Source organism: Bradyrhizobium sp. GW821-FHT13H05, from assembly GCF_058804065.1.
The window spans coordinates 1-17,037 of record NZ_JBXAPO010000003.1 but is presented as its reverse complement, the minus strand read 5'-3'; the positions used below and the strand labels follow the sequence as shown (position 1 = coordinate 17,037).

General features: G+C 64.3%; 15 protein-coding genes. 9 read left to right on the top strand and 6 right to left on the bottom strand.

Features of this window, described 5'->3' with window-relative positions; genetic code table 11:
- Positions 1-7 precede the first annotated feature (7 nt).
- Positions 8-493 carry a nucleoside deaminase gene (locus tag AC1RR3_RS08890; RefSeq protein WP_492821486.1) on the top strand — a complete coding sequence of 162 codons (486 nt, stop codon included), beginning with the start codon at positions 8-10 and terminating at the stop codon, positions 491-493.
- A gap of 178 nt (positions 494-671) precedes the next feature.
- Here AC1RR3_RS08890 and AC1RR3_RS08885 read toward each other — a convergent pair whose 3' ends face one another.
- A complete protein-coding gene (locus AC1RR3_RS08885) occupies positions 672-1,784 on the bottom strand; it encodes a hypothetical protein (RefSeq protein WP_492821484.1) in 1,113 nt (370 codons plus the stop codon).
- 582 nt (positions 1,785-2,366) lie between these two features.
- Here AC1RR3_RS08885 and AC1RR3_RS08880 point away from each other — a divergent pair.
- The 4 genes from AC1RR3_RS08880 to AC1RR3_RS08865 all read left to right on the top strand — a co-directional run bounded on the left by AC1RR3_RS08880 (position 2,367) and on the right by AC1RR3_RS08865 (position 7,071).
- The gene (locus tag AC1RR3_RS08880) at positions 2,367-3,938 is read left to right on the top strand and encodes an ABC transporter ATP-binding protein (protein ID WP_492821482.1); all 1,572 of its coding nucleotides are present in this window, start codon (positions 2,367-2,369) and stop codon (positions 3,936-3,938) included.
- Complete coding sequence (locus AC1RR3_RS08875; RefSeq protein WP_492821480.1) at positions 3,922-5,013, top strand: ABC transporter permease; 1,092 nt, start codon at positions 3,922-3,924, stop codon at positions 5,011-5,013. The genes AC1RR3_RS08880 and AC1RR3_RS08875 overlap by 17 nt, the downstream gene beginning before the upstream one ends.
- A complete protein-coding gene (locus AC1RR3_RS08870) occupies positions 5,000-5,917 on the top strand; it encodes an ABC transporter permease (RefSeq protein ID WP_492821478.1) in 918 nt (305 codons plus the stop codon). Before AC1RR3_RS08875 ends, AC1RR3_RS08870 begins: the two co-directional genes overlap by 14 nt.
- A gap of 77 nt (positions 5,918-5,994) precedes the next feature.
- Entirely contained in the window at positions 5,995-7,071 is a 1,077-nt protein-coding gene (locus AC1RR3_RS08865) for a BMP family ABC transporter substrate-binding protein (RefSeq protein ID WP_492821476.1), read from the top strand.
- 110 nt (positions 7,072-7,181) lie between these two features.
- Here AC1RR3_RS08865 and AC1RR3_RS08860 read toward each other — a convergent pair whose 3' ends face one another.
- Positions 7,182-8,531, bottom strand: a complete 1,350-nt coding sequence (locus AC1RR3_RS08860; RefSeq protein WP_492821474.1) for an 8-oxoguanine deaminase — start codon at positions 8,529-8,531, stop codon at positions 7,182-7,184.
- Positions 8,532-8,683: 152 nt separating this feature from the next.
- On the opposite strand from AC1RR3_RS08860, the gene AC1RR3_RS08855 reads away from it, so the two are divergent.
- From AC1RR3_RS08855 to AC1RR3_RS08845, 3 genes are read left to right on the top strand one after another with little or no spacing between them, the layout of a single operon-like run.
- The gene (locus AC1RR3_RS08855; protein WP_492821472.1) at positions 8,684-9,511 is read left to right on the top strand and encodes an FAD binding domain-containing protein; all 828 of its coding nucleotides are present in this window, start codon (positions 8,684-8,686) and stop codon (positions 9,509-9,511) included.
- A complete protein-coding gene (locus tag AC1RR3_RS08850; protein WP_492821470.1) occupies positions 9,508-12,231 on the top strand; it encodes a molybdopterin-dependent oxidoreductase in 2,724 nt (907 codons plus the stop codon). The genes AC1RR3_RS08855 and AC1RR3_RS08850 overlap by 4 nt, the downstream gene beginning before the upstream one ends.
- Positions 12,232-12,253: 22 nt before the next feature.
- Positions 12,254-13,651 carry a nucleobase:cation symporter-2 family protein gene (locus AC1RR3_RS08845; RefSeq protein WP_492821468.1) on the top strand — a complete coding sequence of 466 codons (1,398 nt, stop codon included), beginning with the start codon at positions 12,254-12,256 and terminating at the stop codon, positions 13,649-13,651.
- On the opposite strand, the gene uraD is transcribed toward AC1RR3_RS08845, so the two are convergent.
- From uraD to AC1RR3_RS08825, 4 genes are all read right to left on the bottom strand, one after another.
- Positions 13,648-14,535 (bottom strand): 2-oxo-4-hydroxy-4-carboxy-5-ureidoimidazoline decarboxylase, encoded by an 888-nt coding sequence (gene uraD, locus AC1RR3_RS08840; protein ID WP_492821466.1) that lies wholly within the window; start codon positions 14,533-14,535, stop codon positions 13,648-13,650. The two genes, AC1RR3_RS08845 and uraD, sit on opposite strands and share 4 nt — an antisense overlap.
- 7 nt (positions 14,536-14,542) lie before the next feature.
- The gene (puuE, locus tag AC1RR3_RS08835) at positions 14,543-15,478 is read right to left on the bottom strand and encodes an allantoinase PuuE (protein ID WP_492821464.1); all 936 of its coding nucleotides are present in this window, start codon (positions 15,476-15,478) and stop codon (positions 14,543-14,545) included.
- On the bottom strand, positions 15,479-15,892 hold the full coding sequence (locus tag AC1RR3_RS08830) for a DUF3830 family protein (RefSeq protein WP_092022597.1): 414 nt from the start codon (positions 15,890-15,892) through the stop codon (positions 15,479-15,481).
- Between the two features lie 100 nt (positions 15,893-15,992).
- Positions 15,993-16,271: a hypothetical protein gene (locus AC1RR3_RS08825; protein ID WP_492821461.1), complete on the bottom strand. Its 279-nt coding sequence runs from the start codon at positions 16,269-16,271 to the stop codon at positions 15,993-15,995.
- 240 nt (positions 16,272-16,511) lie between these two features.
- On the opposite strand from AC1RR3_RS08825, the gene AC1RR3_RS08820 reads away from it, so the two are divergent.
- Positions 16,512-16,730 carry a hypothetical protein gene (locus AC1RR3_RS08820; protein ID WP_492821459.1) on the top strand — a complete coding sequence of 73 codons (219 nt, stop codon included), beginning with the start codon at positions 16,512-16,514 and terminating at the stop codon, positions 16,728-16,730.
- The last annotated feature ends 307 nt before the right edge of the window (positions 16,731-17,037 follow it).

Below are 17,037 nucleotides of genomic sequence, written 5' to 3'. Positions count from 1 at the left end.
AGCATCGATGGACAGCGCGTCAGAACGCGACGAGCACTTTCTGCGTCTGTCTTTCGCGGTTGCCCGCCGTTCGCTTACCCATGGCAATCATCCCTTCGGCTGCATCGTCGTCGATGCGGACGGCAAGGTGCTGATCGAAACCGAGAACGGCTACATGCCGGATCACGACGGCACAGCGCATGCCGAGCGCTTGGCCGCCACGCAGGCCTGCCGCGCGCTCAGCCGCGAGGTGCTGGCGAAGGCCACGCTCTATTCCTCGGCCGAACCGTGTGCGATGTGCGCTGGCGCAATCTACTGGGCTGGGATCGGCCGCGTCGTCTACGGCCTCAGCGAGCACCGCCTGCGCGGCGTCACCGGCAACCATCCGGAGAACCCCACGCTCGATTTGCCCTGCCGCGAGGTCTTTGCCAGCGGCCAGCGGCCGACCGAGGTCATCGGGCCACTGCTGGAAGACGAAGCCGAAGCGCTGCACGACGGCGTGTGGACGAGATAAGCGCTACCACAATCTCGAAATCGTAGGGTGGGCAAAGCGAAGCGTGCCCACCAATCGCCAATCGTCTGGGAGGATGGTGGGCACGGCGCTTTGCGCCTTTGCCCGCCCTACGAAAACACCAATGGCGCCGCGCATTCCTGCACGACGCCATCGTTGTAATTCAAAGGCCGTCAGCCGATCAGAACTTCACAGTGATGCCACCGTAAACCGTCGACTCGGTGCAGCTCTTGGTGCTCTCGCCAGTCGCAGCGACCGTGCAGACGCCGGCCATGGCGTTATGATCAAGGCCGAACTTGTTCTGCCAGTAACGGTAGGCGACCCAGAGGTCGACGAAGTGCGAATACTTGTCACCCCAGACCGCCTTCGAAGCGTCGAAGGTCAGACGGATCGGTTCGCTGTTCAGCTCGACCTTGGACTTGGTGCTGAAGATACCGGCGCCGGACAGCGCAGAGAGGCCGTTCGAGTCGCCCTTCGGGCCGTACCAGCCGGCGCGGCCGCTGATCGACCAGAACTGCATGTTCGGCGGCAGGAAGCCGAGGTCCATGTAGTAGTTGATTTCGACCGCCCAGGTGGGGTCGTAGCTGACGTTGCCATTCAGGTTGCAGCTCACGCCCGGAATCGCGCCACCGGCAAAACCGCCACCGCACTGGGTGAAGGCGTTGCGGTTCGAGAACTCCCAGTACATCAACGGAGCGACGTTAATGTAGCCCTTGTAGGGAAGATCGAAGGCAAACTGCAGACCGGCCACCACGTCACGCTTGGCCGGCGCGAGGTAGGTGTTTTCCGAGTTGCCATCCATACCGACTTCGAACGAGATGTTGTGCAGCGGCCCCATGCTGAAGGCCTTGGTGTTGAACAGCTCGTTCCAACCGAAGGTCGAACGGAACAGCCCATAGATCTCGGTCGCGCCAGCGCAGCTGGCAGGCGTAAGGGCCGCCGACAGACCAGGCGCGATACAGGGCGACGCCGGGTCGTTCGACCCCGACTTGAACATCGAGATGGTGAAGAAGTTGGTGCCGTAGGCCCAGAGGTCGAAGTGGGTGAAAGAGTAGACCTGCTTGGCTGTGGTGCCGTTGATGCTGCCGTCCGGACGCCGGCTCCACATGCCGGGATCGGTACCCTTGGGCATCCAGGAGAACGACACGCGGTCATCGATCACCAGGAAGAACGGGAGGTCGGCCGGCTTCTTGGCCGCCTTGACCGGCAGATCCGCCGCCTGAGCCAGGCCAGAGGTGGCGAGCGTGGCAAGTGACAGCGCTGCGGCTGCAATTGCCTTCAAACGAAACGACATCCTGAATACCCCCAAGTTTGGACACGTAAAAATGAACGTCCCTTGGGTGCGACACTTGCGCCGATCTCCAGGAGTGAGAAGCCTCAACTTCTTTCAAGGCATGCCGCATGTTTTGGCAGCCGGCGGTATTCCACCTCGGAATTTTGAGGATTTTTGCGCTTCGCCGTGGCGTGCGCGCGGCTCCGCAATATCAGTCCTTGTCGGTCATTCCCGTTTGATTTTGTTTGTCTTTTATGTCGAACGAAGCGTGCAGGGACGATGGTCGGACGCGATTGTGATCTCGATCAGGAATTGCATACGCGTGCTGGCGCGGTTTTGCTCAACTTCACGTCAGACCTGCACAGCAGGTTCCGATTTGAGTTGAAGCGTCACAATTTTGCAACAGGCACTACGCGGGGGAGAGGACGGCAACGGCGCTCCCCAATACCGCTTGATCCGATCCTCGCCCGGCAGGAGCGACGACTCGCCAACGTCAATCGCCTGCCGAAGCGTTGAGCAAGGGATGACGCTTTTTCACACCTTACGCGGCGGTTCAAACTAGCCCAGTATTGAGGCACTTCACCCATGCAAGTGCATCAGCGAATGTTAGATTCGACGCCTAACGGCCTGCATTCCGGCGAGTCGCCGTTGCTCCAGACGCTCGGGCTCACCAAGCGCTATGGGGATTTCCTCGCCAATGATTCCATCGACATCGATATCTGGCCGAAGGAAATCCACGCCCTGCTCGGCGAGAACGGCGCCGGCAAGTCGACCCTGGTCAAGTCGATCTACGGGCTGATCCAGCCCAGCGCCGGCGAGATTCGCTGGCAGGGCGAACGAATCCTGCTGTCCGGTCCGTCGGAAGCTCGCAGCCGCGGCATCGGCATGGTGTTCCAGCACTTCTCGCTGTTCGACAATCTCACTGTCGCCGAGAACGTCGCGCTCGGTCTCGACGGCAAGGAATCCTTCAAGGACATGTCGGCGCGGCTGGAGCAGGTGTCGAAGACCTACGGACTGCCGCTCGATCCCCGGCGCGAGGTCTGGCAATTGTCGGTCGGCGAACGTCAGCGCATCGAGATCGTCCGCGCGCTGATGCAGGACCCGAAATTCCTGATCCTGGACGAGCCCACCGCCGTCCTGACGCCACAGGAAGCCGACCAGCTCTTCATCGTGCTGGAACGCCTCAAGGCCGAAGGCCGCGCCATCCTCTACATCAGCCACAAGCTCGAGGAGGTGAAGCGGCTCTGCGATACCGCCACCATCCTGCGCGGCGGCAAGAAGGTCGACACCTGCAATCCCAGGCTCGAGACCGCCGCCTCGCTCGCGCGCATGATGGTCGGCGGTGAGATCAAGGAAGTGAAGGCTGCCGCTGGCCGGAAGACCACCGTGCCGCGGCTCGTCGTCAACGATCTCTCGCTCGCACCAGCCGAGGCGCACGGCGTGCGGCTCGAGCACATCTCGTTCGAGCTCAAAGGCGGCGAAATCCTCGGCATCGCCGGCGTCGCCGGCAACGGCCAGGACGAACTGTTCGCCGCGCTCTCCGGCGAGCGACTCTCGAAGGACCCCGGCACGGTGGTGATCGAGGGCATTGCGGCCGGGCATCTGTCGATCACGCAACGGCGCAAGCTGGGTGCCGCCTTCGTGCCCGAGGAGCGGCTCGGCCACGGCACGGCACCGCGCATGAAGCTGTCGGAGAACGCGCTTCTGACCGGGCATGCCGCCAGCGGCATGGTCAATCACGGCTTCATCGACACCGCGGCCACGCTGAAGACCGTGGACCGCGCGACCGAGACGTTCGACGTCCGCAAGGCCAAGCGCGATCCCGAAGCAGCATCCCTCTCCGGCGGCAATCTGCAAAAGTTCATCGTCGGCCGCGAAATCCTGCGCAACCCGGCGGTGCTGGTGGTGAGCCAGCCGACCTGGGGCGTCGATGCGGGCGCTGCCGCCGTCATCCGCCAGGCGTTGCTTGATCTTGCGACGGCCGGTGCCGCCGTGCTGGTGACCAGCCAGGATCTCGACGAGCTCGCGGAGATCGCCGACCGCATCGCCGTGATGTTCCACGGCCATCTTTCAGCACCGCTCGCAACGAGCGAGGCGACCCGCGAAAAGCTCGGCCTTCTCATGGGCGGCAGCAGCCTGGAGCCGAAGGAGGCCGCGCATGCAGTTGGTGCTTGAGAAGCGCGCAGAGCGCTCCAACACGATCGCGCTGGTCTCGCCGCTGATTGCGATCGGCCTGACCATCGTCACCATGACCATCCTGTTCGCGATCCTCGGCAAGAATCCGCTGCTCGCGCTGCATGCCTATTTCATCGCGCCGCTCACCGACAGCTATTCGCTGCAGGAGATCGCGGTGAAGGCGACACCGCTGGTGATGATCGCGATCGGGTTATCGCTCTGCTATCTCGCCAATGCCTGGAACATCGGCGCCGAAGGACAATTCCTGATCGGCGCGGTCGCCGGAAGCTGGATCGCGGTCAAGACCCAAGGCACCGATGCCGGCGTCTGGGTGCTGCCGGCAATGTTCGTGCTCGCAGCCGCAGCAGGCGCGCTCTATGCGCTGATCCCGGCGATCTGCAAGGTGAAATTCGGCGCCAGCGAGATCCTGACCAGCTTGATGCTGGTCTATGTCGCCGACCTCTTCCTCGACTATCTCGTGCGCGGCCCGTGGCGCGATCCGCAAGGCTTCAACTTCCCGACCACGGCCGAATTCGATCCGGTCGCAACGGTGCCGCTGCTGATCGAAGGCGGCCGGCTGCATCTCGGCTCGATCATCGCCCTGCTCGTCGTCGCAGCAGCGGCAATCCTGCTCGGACGGACCATCAAGGGTTTTGAGATCCGCGTTGTCGGCGCAGCGCCTCGCGCGGCACGGTTCGGCGGCTTCAACGCCAACCAGTTGATCATCCTGACCTTCGCCGTCTCCGGTGCGCTGGCAGGTCTCGCCGGCATCATCGAGGTCGCAGGTCCGGTCGGACATCTCCAGCCCGGCATCTCGCCGGGCTACGGCTTTACCGCGATCATCGTCGCCTTCCTCGGTCGGCTGAACCCGCTTGGAATACTAATTGCAGGCCTTTTTCTCGCACTGACCTTTATCGGCGGCGAGCAGGCGCAGATCGCGATGAAGATCCCGTTGGATGTCACCAAGGTTTTTCAGGGCATTCTGTTGTTCTACGTGCTCGCCTGCGATTCCCTCATTCTCTACCGCTTCAAGCTTATCTTCCCGAACCGACAGGTGGCCAGTGGAACTCATTGAAGCCATCATCCTGGCGGTGCTCGCGGCGTCGACGCCGCTGCTGATCGCAGCGACCGGCGAGCTCGTGACCGAGCGCTCCGGCGTGCTTAATCTCGGCGTCGAGGGCATGATGATCGTCGGCGCGGCCTGCGGTTTTGGCGGGGCGTGGCTCACCGGCTCGATTTTCATCGGCGCGCTGTTCGGCATCGTCGCGGGCACGCTGATGTCGCTGATCTTCGCGCTGATGGCCCTCGGGCTCGCCGTCAACCAGGTCGCGACGGGTCTCGCCCTGACCATTCTCGGCGTCGGTCTCTCCGGCCTGATCGGCGCCGGCTTCGTCGGCGAACGCATCACGCCGGCGGTGCATCTTTACATTCCAGGCCTCACCGACATGCCGCTGATCGGCCGCGTGTTGTTTGGTGAAGATGCGTTCGTCTACTTCTCCGTCGCTCTCATCATCGGTGTCTGGTGGTTCCTCTACCGCACGCGCGCGGGACTGATCCTGCGCGCCTGCGGCGACAACCACGTCTCCGCGCATGCGCTGGGCTATCCCGTGCTGCGCATCCGCACCCTCGCCGTGATGTTCGGCGGCGCCTGCGCAGGTCTCGCTGGCGCCTACCTGCCGCTCGCCTATACGCCGTTCTTCATTCCGGGCATGACCGCAGGCCGCGGCTGGATCGCGCTGGCGCTGGTGGTGTTCTCGTCCTGGCGGCCCGGCCGGCTCGTCGTCGGCGCCTATCTGTTCGGCGCGGTGACCATCCTGCAACTGCACGCGCAGGGTTGGGGCGTCGGCATTCCCTCGCAATTCATGTCGGCTCTGCCTTACCTCGCGACCGTCATCGTGCTGGTCCTGCTCTCCCGCGCGCGCACCGGCGGCTCGACCGCACCGGCCGCGCTCGGCACCGTGTTCGTGCCTGACCGCTGAGTTTCATTTCCGCGGCGTGTGCGATGGGGCGCACGTGTTGCGGATCGTGGCTTTCCCCTGATGTTTGGAGATTGATGATGAGGAAATCAGTTCTTGCGCTCGCTGCCGGGCTTTTGCTTGCTGGAAGCGTCAGTGCAGCCTCCGCCGCCGACAAGCTGAAAGTCGGCTTCATTTACCTCGGCCCCGTGGGCGACCTCGGCTGGACCTACCAGCACGAGCAGGGGCGTCTCGCGCTGGTCAAGGAACTGGGCGACAAGATCGAGACCACCACGCTCGAGAACGTGCCCGAAGGTCCTGACGCCGAGCGCGCCATCGAGCAGCTCGTTCGCGCCGGCAACAAGCTGATCTTCACCACGTCTTTCGGCTACATGGACCCGACGCTGAAGGTCGCCAAGAAGTACCCGAACGTACATTTCGAGCACTCGACCGGCTACAAGCGCGACAAGAACATGTCGACCTACTCGGCCAAATGGTACCAGGGCCGCTACATCCAGGGCCTGATCGCGGCCAAGATGTCGAAGTCCGGCGTGCTCGGCTATATCGGCTCGTTCCCGATCCCGGAGGTCGTCTCCGGCATCAACGCGACGATGCTGGCGGCGCAGACCATCAACCCGAACATCAAGGTGAAGATCATCTGGGCCAACACCTGGTTCGACCCGGGCAAGGAGGCCGATGCCGCCAAGGCGCTGATCGACCAGGGCGCCGACGTCATCATGCAGCATACGGACTCGCCGGCGGCGATGCAGATTGCCAGCGAACGCGGCAAGTTCGCCTTCGGCCAGGATTCCGAGATGATCAAGTTCGGTCCGAAGACCCAGCTGACCTCGATCCTCGACACCTGGGGCCCCTACTACGTCGAGCGCGTCAAGGCCGAGCTCGCCGGAACCTGGAAGTCCGAAGACACCTGGGGCGGCCTCGACAGCCACATGTTCGCGATGGCGCCCTACACCAACATGCCTGACGACGTGAAAAAGATCGCCGAGGATGCCCAGGCCGCGATCACCGCGGGCAAGCTGCACCCGTTCAAATGCCCGGTCGTTGGGCAGGACGGCAAGGAGGTCGAGTGCAAGGGCGGCGCCAATCTCGCTGACGGCCAGATTCTCGGTATGAATTTCTACGTCAAGGGCATCGACGACAAGCTGCCGGGCAAGTAGCACGCTTCTTGCATTGCCCAAATCACCTGCTCCTCCCGGAACAGGTTCGGAGGGGGTGGCCAGAAGCACCCGGCACTTGTGGTCGCCCCCTCCTTCTATTTTTGCGCAGATTATCCCGCCTGCATCGCCCGCGCCGCGGAACTGTGGCGCCGGATGAGATCGGCAATTTCGAGGCCCGGGATCGCTCCGTCGATCACGGCCCATTTCCCCGCCACCATCACCCGGTCGGCCCGATGCGCCCCGCACAGCACCAATGCGGCCAAGGGATCGCCATGGCCGGAGAAGCGCAGCTCGTCGAGCCTGAACAGCGCGAGGTCGGCCACCTTGCCTACGGCAATCTCGCCGAGCTCCGGCCGCCCGACGCAGGCCGCCGAGCCCTTGGTGGCCCAGCGCAGCGCATCCTTATGGCTGACCTTCGTCACCCCATAGCGTGCCCGTTGCAGCAGGAACGCGGCGCGCACCTCCTGCATCAGGTTCGAGCCGTCGTTCGAGGCCGAGCCGTCGACGCCGAGCCCGATGCCGACGCCGGCCTCCTCCATCTCGCACACCGGGCAGCAACCCGACGCGAGAATCTGATTGCTGCACGCACAATGACTGATGGTCGTCTTCGCCTTGCCGAGCCGCTTCATCTCGTCGGCATTGAAAAAGATGCCGTGGGCGAGCCAGGTCCGCGCGTTGAGCCAGCCGCATTGCTCGAGATAGTCGAGCGGGCGGCAGCCGTACATCTGCTGGCAGAATTTGTTCTCGTCCTCGGTCTCGGCGAGATGGGTATGCAGGCGGACGTCGAGCTTGTCGGCGAGATCGGCGGTGGCGCGCATCAGGGACGTCGTCACTGAGAAGGGCGAACATGGCGCCAGCGCGATCTGTACCATCGCATCCGCGCCGCGCTGGTGATATTTCGTCACCACGCGCGCGCTGTCGGCGAGGATCGTGTCCTCGTCCTGCACGACGCTGTCGGGCGGCAGGCCGCCGTCGCGTTGCGACAGGTTCATCGAGCCGCGCGTCAGCAGCACGCGCACACCAAGTCGCTTTGCGACGTCGACCTCGATATCGACCGACTCCTCCAGCCCTGCGGGGAAGACGTAGTGGTGGTCCGTCGTCGTGGTGCAGCCCGAGAGCAGCAGTTCGGACATCGCCACGGTGACGCCGAGCTGCAGCCGCTCCGGCGTCAGCTTCGCCCATACCGGGTAGAGCGCCTGGAGCCAGGGAAACAGCTCGCGGTCCATCGCCGCCGGCAGCGCCCGGGTCAGGGTCTGGTAAAAATGATGATGAGTGTTGATGAGGCCCGGCAGCACGACGTGGTCGCTTGCATCGAACACCGCGACATCCGCAGTCGCAGGCACACCCCCGGCCGGCACGAGCTCGACGATCCGGCCATCGCGGATCACGACCCCGCGTTCGGCCCCGTCGGCAAGGATGGCCAGCGGATCCATGATCCAGATCGGCTTTGCGTCGCTCATGATCTGCTTCTCCTCACCCGTGTTAACGACTGGCCTGCAAGGCTGAGGCCAGCCCAATCGCGTGATTGCTCCGACTTGTTGTTGCCACTTGGCGCTGGTCTTGCAAGACTTTCCCTCAGCACAAATCACTCGGGGCAAGCGTCGGCGCAGCCATGGATTTGAATACCATCACAGCGGTCGCCCATCCGCAAACGCGTTCCCAACTGCCCGTTTGGACGTCAGGTGATGCTTGGCTCGCAGGCGGCACCTGGCTGTTCTCCGAACCGCAGGCGCACCTGACACGCTTGATCGATCTTGCCGATCTTAAATGGCCGGCACTGGCGATCGCGGAGAACCATTTCACCATCGCCGCCACCTGCACTATTTCACAACTCGATGCATTCACCTGCCCACCTGACTGGCTCGCTGCACCGCTGATCGGCCAATGCTGCCGCGCCTTCCTTGCTTCCTTCAAGATCTGGAAGACCGCGACCGTCGGCGGCAATCTCTGCATGTCGCTGCCGGCGGGTCCGATGATCTCGCTCACATCAGCACTCGACGGCGTCTGCACGATCTGGAAGGCTGGCGGCGGCGAGTTGAAGATTCCCGTCATCGACTTCGTCACGGGCAATCAGCGCAATCGTCTGACGCCGGGCGACCTGCTCCGGCAAATCGATATCCCGATTGCCGCGCTGAAGCGCCGCACGGCGTTTCGCCAGATCTCGCTCGCTCCGGTCGGCCGCTCGGCGGCACTTCTGATCGGCAGCTTTGACACCGATGGCACGTTCGCACTCACGGTCACCGCTTCGACCGTACGGCCGATCCGGCTATCTTTTCCCAAAGCGCCGGACGCGAATGCGCTTCGCGACGCGATCATGCAGCAAATCACCGATGACCTGTACCACACCGACATCCACGGCAAGCCGCTCTGGCGCAAGCACATGACGCTGCGGCTCGCCGAAGAGATTCGCGGCGAACTCCTGGGAGCAGCGTCGTCATGAGCTTCGAGGTCAATGGCACGACGTTTCCGCAGGAGCCCCGCGCTGGGCAGTGCCTGCGCACGTTCCTGCGCGAGCTTGGCCATTTCGGCGTGAAAAAGGGCTGCGATGCCGGCGACTGCGGCGCCTGCACCGTGCTGCTCGACGGCGAGCCCGTGCATAGCTGCCTGATCCCGGCATTTCGCGCCGAGGGGCACATCGTCACTACGATCGAAGGACTCGGTGGAGAGAGCGGCGCGCATCCGATGCAGCAGGCTTTCCTCGACGCGCAAGGCTTTCAATGCGGCTTCTGCACCGCCGGCATGATCCTGACCTGCGCCTCGCTGAACCAGGCGCAGCGCACCGATCTCGGCGTGGCGCTGAAGGGCAATATCTGCCGCTGTACCGGCTATCGCGCGATCGAGGATGCGATCCTCGGCAAGACCAATGTCGAGGAGAGCGTCGAGGCCGGCGCTGCCTTCGGCCGCAGCCTGCCGGCGCCCGCAGGTCCGGACGTCGTGCGTGGCAAGGCGCGCTACACCTTCGACACCGCCATCGACGGTCTGCTGCACATCAAGCTGCTGCGTTCGCCGCATGCGCACGCAAGGATCGTCGCGATCGACACGTCGGAGGCGCTCGGTGTTGCCGGCGTGCATGCGGTGCTCACGCATGAGGATGCGCCATCGGTGCTGATCTCGACCGCGCGGCATGAGAAGGACTGGATGGACCCCGAGGACACCCGCATCCTCGATAATGTCGTCCGCTTCATCGGCCAGAAAGTTGCCGCGGTCGTGGCCGAGACCGAGGGCGCTGCGGAGGAGGCCTGTCGCCGGATCAAGGTCGCGTACGAGATCCTGCCTGCGCTGATTGATCCCGAACAGGCGATGGCGCCGGGTGCGCCCATCATTCATCCCGACCGCACCACCGAAAATCGCGTCGCCGACGCCCAGCGCAACCTCGTTGCGGAGACGCATGGCGAGTACGGTGACGTGGCGGCTGCGCTCGCGACATCGGCCGTCACCTACGAGGCAACCTTCCATAGCCATCGCGTGCAGCATGCGGCGTTGGAGACTCATGGCGGCCTCGCCTGGCTCGATGCAACAGGCGTGCTCAACGTCCGCACCTCGACGCAGGTGCCGTTCCTGACCCGGCGCGCGCTGTCGGACATCTTCAAGCTTCCGATGGACAAGGTCCGCGTGTTCTGCGAGCGCGTCGGCGGCGGCTTTGGCGGCAAGCAGGAGATGTTCGTCGAGGACATTCTTGCGCTCGCCGCGCTCAAGACCGGCCGGCCTGTGAAGCTGGAGTTGACGCGCGAGGAGCAGTTCATCGCGACCTCGACGCGGCATCCGATGCGGGTCCACATCAAGGCCGGCGCCGATGCCGACGGCAAGCTCACCGCGCTCCAGCTCGATGTGCTCTCCAACACCGGCGCCTATGGCAATCACGCCGGCCCCGTGATGTTCCACGCGATGGGAGAGTCCATCAGCGTCTATAATTGCCCGAACAAGCGGGTGGACGGTTACGCCGTCTACACCAACACGGTGCCGGCTGGCGCGTTTCGCGGCTACGGCCTGCCACAGACGCTGATCGCGGTCGAAGCCGCGATCGACGAGCTCGCAAAGCAGCTCGGCATCAGCCCTTACGACATGCGCCGGCGCAATATCGTCAAGCCCGGCGATCCCATGCTGTCGCCGCCGCCGTCCGAATTTCACGACGTGCTCTACGGCTCCTACGGGCTCGACCAGTGTCTCGACCTCGTCGAGCGTGCAATGCAGGCGGATGGCCCGCAGCCGGAGCTGTCGCCGGAATGGCTGATCGGCGATGGCGTTGCGCTGACCATGATCGACACGGTGCCGCCGGCCGGCCACATCGCGGACGCCATGATCGCGCTCAGCGACGACGGCGGCTTCGATCTCACCGTCGGCACCGCCGAGTTCGGCAACGGCACCAGCACCGTGCACCGCCAGATCGCGGCGACGACGCTCGCGACAACCGTCGACAGAATCCGCCTGCGCCAGTCCGACACCGCCCATGGCGGCCACGACACCGGCGCCTACGGCAGCGCCGGCACCTTCGTCGCCGGCAAGGCGACGCATACCGCGGCAATGCAGCTTGCGACGGATCTGAAGGCGGCCGCCGCGGACGCGTGGCTGTGCGACGTCGGAACCTGTACGCTCGAGGGCGAGACGGTTGTCAGCGGCGTTCGGCGGATGTCCTTTACCGAACTGGCGAAGCTTGCACGCGAACGTGGTCAACCGCTCGCGGCCAGCGGCAATTCCGGCGGAACGCCACGCTCGGTCGGCTTCAACGTCCAGGGCTTTCGCGTCGCCGTGAACAAGGGCACCGGCGAGCTCAGGATCCTCCGCAGCGTGCAGGCGGCGGATGCAGGCGTCGTCGCCAACCCCATGCAGTGCCGCGGCCAGGTCGAGGGCGGCGTGGCGCAGGCGCTTGGTGCTGCGCTCTACGAGGAAATGGTGATCGACGCGACCGGCCGCGTCACCAACCCGAAATTCCGCGACTATCACCTGCCCTCCTTCGCCGACGTTCCGCGCATGGAGGTCTTCTTCGCCGAGACGTCCGACACGATCGGTCCGCTCGGCGCGAAGTCGATGAGCGAGAGTCCTTACAATCCGGTCGCCGCTGCGCTCGGCAATGCGATTGCCGATGCGACCGGCATCCGCTTCACGGCGCCGCCCTTCAAGCCGGACCGACTGTTTCCGGCGCTGCACGACAAATTTGGATAGGCATATTTCGGGGGATTGATCCATGACCAGCGAAGTGCATCCCGTCGACGAGGTTCTGCCTGTCCCGCGTCTACTCGCACTCGGGCTCCAGCATGTGCTGGTGATGTATGCCGGCGCGGTCGCGGTGCCCCTCATCATCGGACGAGCGCTGAAGCTGCCGCCGGAGGACGTCGCTTTCCTGATCAGCGCCGATCTGTTCGCCTGCGGGCTTGCGACGCTGGTGCAATGTCTCGGTCTTCCCGGCGTCGGCATCCGCCTGCCGGTGATGATGGGCGTGACGTTCGCCTCGGTCGGCCCGATGCTGTCCATGGCGGCTTCACCTGACATCGGCCTGCTCGGCATCTACGGGTCGGTGATTGCAGCCGGCCTGTTCGGCATCATCGTCGCGCCGTTCGTCAGCCGGCTGCTGCCGCTGTTTCCACCCGTCGTCACCGGCACCATCATTCTCGTCATCGGTATCTCCCTGATGCGGGTCGGCATCAACTGGGCGGGCGGCGGATTACCGACGCTGACGAAGGTGGTCGACGGCATCCCCGGCAGCTTTCCCAATCCGGCCTATGGGCAGTTGCAGGGCCTCGGCATCTCGCTGTTCGTGCTGCTCTTCATCCTCGGCCTGATCAAATGGGGCACCGGCTTCCTCGCCAACGTCTCCGTTCTGCTCGGCATCATCGCCGGCGCCGTGCTAGCGACCGTTCTGGGCGTGATGCACTTCGACAAGGTCACAGCGGCCTCCTGGGGCGCGATCGTGATCCCGTTCCGCTTCGGCATGCCGCAATTCCATCTGGTGCCCGTCATCACCATGTGCGTCGTCATGATCGTGGTGATGATCGAGTCGCTCGGCATGTTCCTCGCGCTCGGCGACATCACCGGCAAGTCGATCGACCGCGAAGCGCTGAGCAAGGGTCTGCGCGCTGACGGCGTCGGGACGCTGCTCGGCGGCATCTTCAACACCTTTCCCTACACCTCGTTCTCGCAGAATGTCGGACTCGTCTCGGTAACAGGCGTGCGCTCGCGCTGGGTGACGATCGCAGGCGGCGGCATCATGCTCGTGCTCGGGCTGTTGCCCAAGCTCGCCGCACTGGTCGAGGCGGTGCCGCTGGTGGTGCTCGGCGGCGCCGGCCTCGTGATGTTCGGCATGGTCGCGGCAACAGGCGCGCGCATCCTCACCGCGGTCGATTTCCGCACCAACCGCTACAATCTCTTCATCGTCGCGATCTCGATCGGTTTTGGCCTGATCCCGCTCGCCGCGCCTGGCTTCTTCCGGAACCTGCCGCATGATCTCCAGCCGCTGCTGGAGTCCGGCATCCTGCTCTGTGCGGTGGTCTCGGTGCTGCTCAATGCCTTCTTCAACGGATTGAGCGGCGGTGCAGCGGCGGAGGCCGATGCTGCGGCAGCCGCATCATCCGCGCAGCACGTCTAGCTGCCGCGATAGGTCGAATAGCTCCACGGCGTCACCAGCAGCGGCACGTGATAGTGATTTTCCGGCTCACTGATCGCAAAGCGCAGCGGGATCTCGTCGAGGAACGGGGGGTCGGACAGCGGCACGTTGCGCTCGGCGTAATATTTCGCGACGCTGAAGCGAAGCTCGTAGCGACCGATCGGCAGCGGGCGGCCGCCGATCAATGGCTGGTCGGTGCGACCGTCTGCGTTGGTGACGGCGCGTGCAATGACGCGGCTCTCGCCGAGATTGGCGAGCTCGACGAGCTCGACGGGAATACCGGGCGCGGGCTTGCCGGCGTGATTATCCAGCACATGCGTCGAGAGTCGGCCGTGCACCTTGAGCTTGTCGTTGGCGATGACGAGCTGGTCGAGCCGCAGCGCGGAGATGCGGCCGATCTCCTCGATCGCGCGTCGCGTTTCGGTCTTGCCGATGTTGAGCAGCCGCGTCTCGAAGTCGCGCAGCACGGAATCCTTGGTATGACGGCGCACGCAGACGATATAGGGGAAGCCGAATTTTTCGCGGTACGCATTGTTGACGCGCTCGAACGCCGCGTATTCGGCATCCGACAGACGATCGAGGCCGGCGCTGTTCTGCTCGTCGGTCGATTCCGCCGTCAGGCCCGCCGCACGCTGGGTCTTGTTGGCGAGATCGGGATGCGCCCGGATCAGCGCCAGCTGCACGTCGGGCTCGGCAGCCTGGATCGCCGCCATCAGCGCCGCGTGCAGCTGATTGATGCCGGCGAACGGCCGCTGCGCGGCAAGCTGCTCGGCGATCCACGGCGAATATTCGACGACATTGGCAAGCGCGGCGACGAAGTCGGCCTTGCTTGCAACGTTGAGATCGGCGAGCGAAATTTGCGACATCACAGCTTCATCCGATCTCGAACGCATCCGCCGCCAGATGCGCGTGCGTGTCGTGCCAATGCTGCGCGATCTGGAGCCGCGTCGGCACCCAGACACGCTCGTGCTTGCCGATATAATCCAGGAAACGGATCAGCCCCGCGGCGCGGCCGGGACGTCCGGCGAGACGGCAGTGCAATCCGACCGACATCATCTTCGGCGCGGTCTCACCTTCGGCGTAGAGCACGTCGAAGGCATCCTTCAGATAGGTGTAGAACTGTTCGCCTTCGGCAAAGCCCTGCGGGTTGATGAACCGCATGTCGTTGGCGTCCAACGTATAGGGAATGATGAGCTGCTTGCCCTTCGCGCCCTTGACCCAATAGGGCAGATCGTCGGCATAGGAGTCGCAGAGATAGAGGAAGCTGCCCTCCTCCATCAACAACCTGTTGGTGTTGATCGAGGAGCGCCCGGTGTACCAGCCGAGCGGACGCGAGCCGGTCGCCTCGCTATGGACGCGGATTGACTCGGCGATCTCGGCGCGCTCTTGCGCCTCGGTCATGTCCTTGTGCTCGATCCATTTCAGGCTGTGGCTTGCGATATCCCAACCGGACTCCTTCATCGCCGCGACGATCTCCGGATTCCGCTTCAGCGCAGTGGAGACGCCGAACACGGTGGTCGGCCACTTCCGCTCACTGAACATCCGCCACAGCCGCCAGAAGCCGGCGCGCGAGCCGTATTCGAACATGGATTCGATGTTGGCATGGCGCTGGCCCGGCCAGGGCTGCGCGCCCAGCACATCGGACAGGAAGGCCTCCGAGGCGCGGTCGCCGTGCAAAATGTTGTTCTCGCCGCCCTCTTCGAAATTGACGACGAACTGCACCGCCACCCGCGCGTTACCGGGCCACTGTGGATGCGGCGGGTTGCGGCCGTAACCGCGGAGATCGCGCGGGTAGCGTGTATCAGTCACTCAGACTTCCTCGAAGCGGATCGGCAGCGCGCCCTTCCAGAGCACGCTCTTGCCGAGGGTCGCCAGATTCTCCAGGCCCGAGGTCACGGTGATGAAGTGATTGCCGGCGAGCTGGCCCATCTTGCTGGCGAAGCTCACGCCGCCATAGGCCATCAGGATCTCGGTCTCGCTGATGCCGCCGGGATAGAGAATGATCTGGCCGGGTGCGGGATAGCTGGTGTGGTTCTCGTAGCCGACGCCGAAATCGAGGTCGCCGAGCGGCATCCACACCGCTTCGCCGCTCCAGCGCACATGGATGATGTGGCTTTCGAACGGCAGCGCTTTACGGAACGCGGCGACGGTCTTGGGCGCCGCTTGCTCCTCGAAGCGGGCATCGAAGGTGAAATCGCCGGCGCGGATAACGAGTTTGCTCATCTCATCTCTCTGGATCGGGGGCGATGCGCCCCACGGGGAACTTTCAAGCAAAGAGCATTCCAGACAGGATCGCGCAAGGGGCGCGGCAAGTCACCTCAAGTCACCTGCGGTCGTAGGACCAGCCGAAAATGCCGCTCCGGCGCGTCTCGGGCTCAGGCTCGGCGGCGGGCGCGGGTGCCTCCCTCAGTTCCGCCTGCGGTGGAGGCGGAGGCGGCGCCGGCAGGTTCTCGCATTTCATGGAGTAGACCAGCTTGCCGTCCGCGGTGCGCCCGATCGGGGCGCAGGGGTCCGGATGCGCCGCCGAGGTCTTTGGCGCGGGCTTGACTTGCGCGGCCGCCGGCGAGGCGATCAGGAGGAGGATTAGCAGATATTTCGACATCGTTGTCGCCTGAAAACTCGATTGGAGCCCATTCAATCGGATTGCACCGGTCAAGTCCACCGGAGGTGCGAGGCGATTGCCGAATTTTTGGCCAGGCCCAAGAAATTTGCTCGCCCCAATTTGATGGCAGCGCTTCCGTTCGTGAAGCCAGCGCTGCTGACATTCGGCGGGACGCATCGCCATGTCAGCGGCGACGACGACATTTTTCACAGCCGGAGCGTCGTCACGGGAGAAACAACCATGCGAAAGACCTTTGCCATTCTCGGCGCCGCACTGATTGCCGCCGCCACCATCCAGACCGCCACCGCCAGCGACCGCCACCACGCCCGCAAGGCGCAACCCGCCCCCATCACCCAGTCGGTACGCGACGCCAACGCCGCGATCTGGCCGTCGCAGCCAACCACGCCCGACTGGTCGCGCTACACCAACGGCGCGATGTCGGCACCAGCGGGACGGTGAGGCCGGACGTGTAGAGCGATAGAGCACGATCGCTTCACGCCGCCATTGCGAGGCGCCCTTGCGACAAAGCAATCCAGACTGCCGTTGCGGAAAGATTCTGGATTGCTTCCGCCTTCGCCAAAGGCTTCGGCGGACGAGTCGCTGCGCTCGTAATGACGGAGCATGAGGCAGCAGCTTCGCTCTTCCAGCTTGCATTTGAATCGCAGACACGCCTTCGCAGCCTCGCGGCTCAATTCGCCCGAGCTTTGCCTGGTCGCTCCACCCTCTTGTCCAAGAGGGCGCAGGGAAGGCCGGGTGCTGACCTCGC

What these genes read in the sequence shown, in the direction of transcription:
- AC1RR3_RS08890 (WP_492821486.1), top strand. Translation starts at nt 8, where the DNA reads ATGGACAGCGCGTCAGAACGCGACGAGCACTTTCTGCGTCTGTCTTTC.
- AC1RR3_RS08885 (WP_492821484.1), bottom strand. Translation starts at nt 1,784, where the DNA reads ATGTCGTTTCGTTTGAAGGCAATTGCAGCCGCAGCGCTGTCACTTGCC.
- AC1RR3_RS08880 (WP_492821482.1), top strand. Translation starts at nt 2,367, where the DNA reads ATGTTAGATTCGACGCCTAACGGCCTGCATTCCGGCGAGTCGCCGTTG.
- AC1RR3_RS08875 (WP_492821480.1), top strand. Translation starts at nt 3,922, where the DNA reads ATGCAGTTGGTGCTTGAGAAGCGCGCAGAGCGCTCCAACACGATCGCG.
- AC1RR3_RS08865 (WP_492821476.1), top strand. Translation starts at nt 5,995, where the DNA reads ATGAGGAAATCAGTTCTTGCGCTCGCTGCCGGGCTTTTGCTTGCTGGA.
- AC1RR3_RS08860 (WP_492821474.1), bottom strand. Translation starts at nt 8,531, where the DNA reads ATGAGCGACGCAAAGCCGATCTGGATCATGGATCCGCTGGCCATCCTT.
- AC1RR3_RS08855 (WP_492821472.1), top strand. Translation starts at nt 8,684, where the DNA reads ATGGATTTGAATACCATCACAGCGGTCGCCCATCCGCAAACGCGTTCC.
- AC1RR3_RS08850 (WP_492821470.1), top strand. Translation starts at nt 9,508, where the DNA reads ATGAGCTTCGAGGTCAATGGCACGACGTTTCCGCAGGAGCCCCGCGCT.
- AC1RR3_RS08845 (WP_492821468.1), top strand. Translation starts at nt 12,254, where the DNA reads ATGACCAGCGAAGTGCATCCCGTCGACGAGGTTCTGCCTGTCCCGCGT.
- uraD (WP_492821466.1), bottom strand. Translation starts at nt 14,535, where the DNA reads ATGTCGCAAATTTCGCTCGCCGATCTCAACGTTGCAAGCAAGGCCGAC.
- AC1RR3_RS08830 (WP_092022597.1), bottom strand. Translation starts at nt 15,892, where the DNA reads ATGAGCAAACTCGTTATCCGCGCCGGCGATTTCACCTTCGATGCCCGC.
- AC1RR3_RS08825 (WP_492821461.1), bottom strand. Translation starts at nt 16,271, where the DNA reads ATGTCGAAATATCTGCTAATCCTCCTCCTGATCGCCTCGCCGGCGGCC.
- AC1RR3_RS08820 (WP_492821459.1), top strand. Translation starts at nt 16,512, where the DNA reads ATGCGAAAGACCTTTGCCATTCTCGGCGCCGCACTGATTGCCGCCGCC.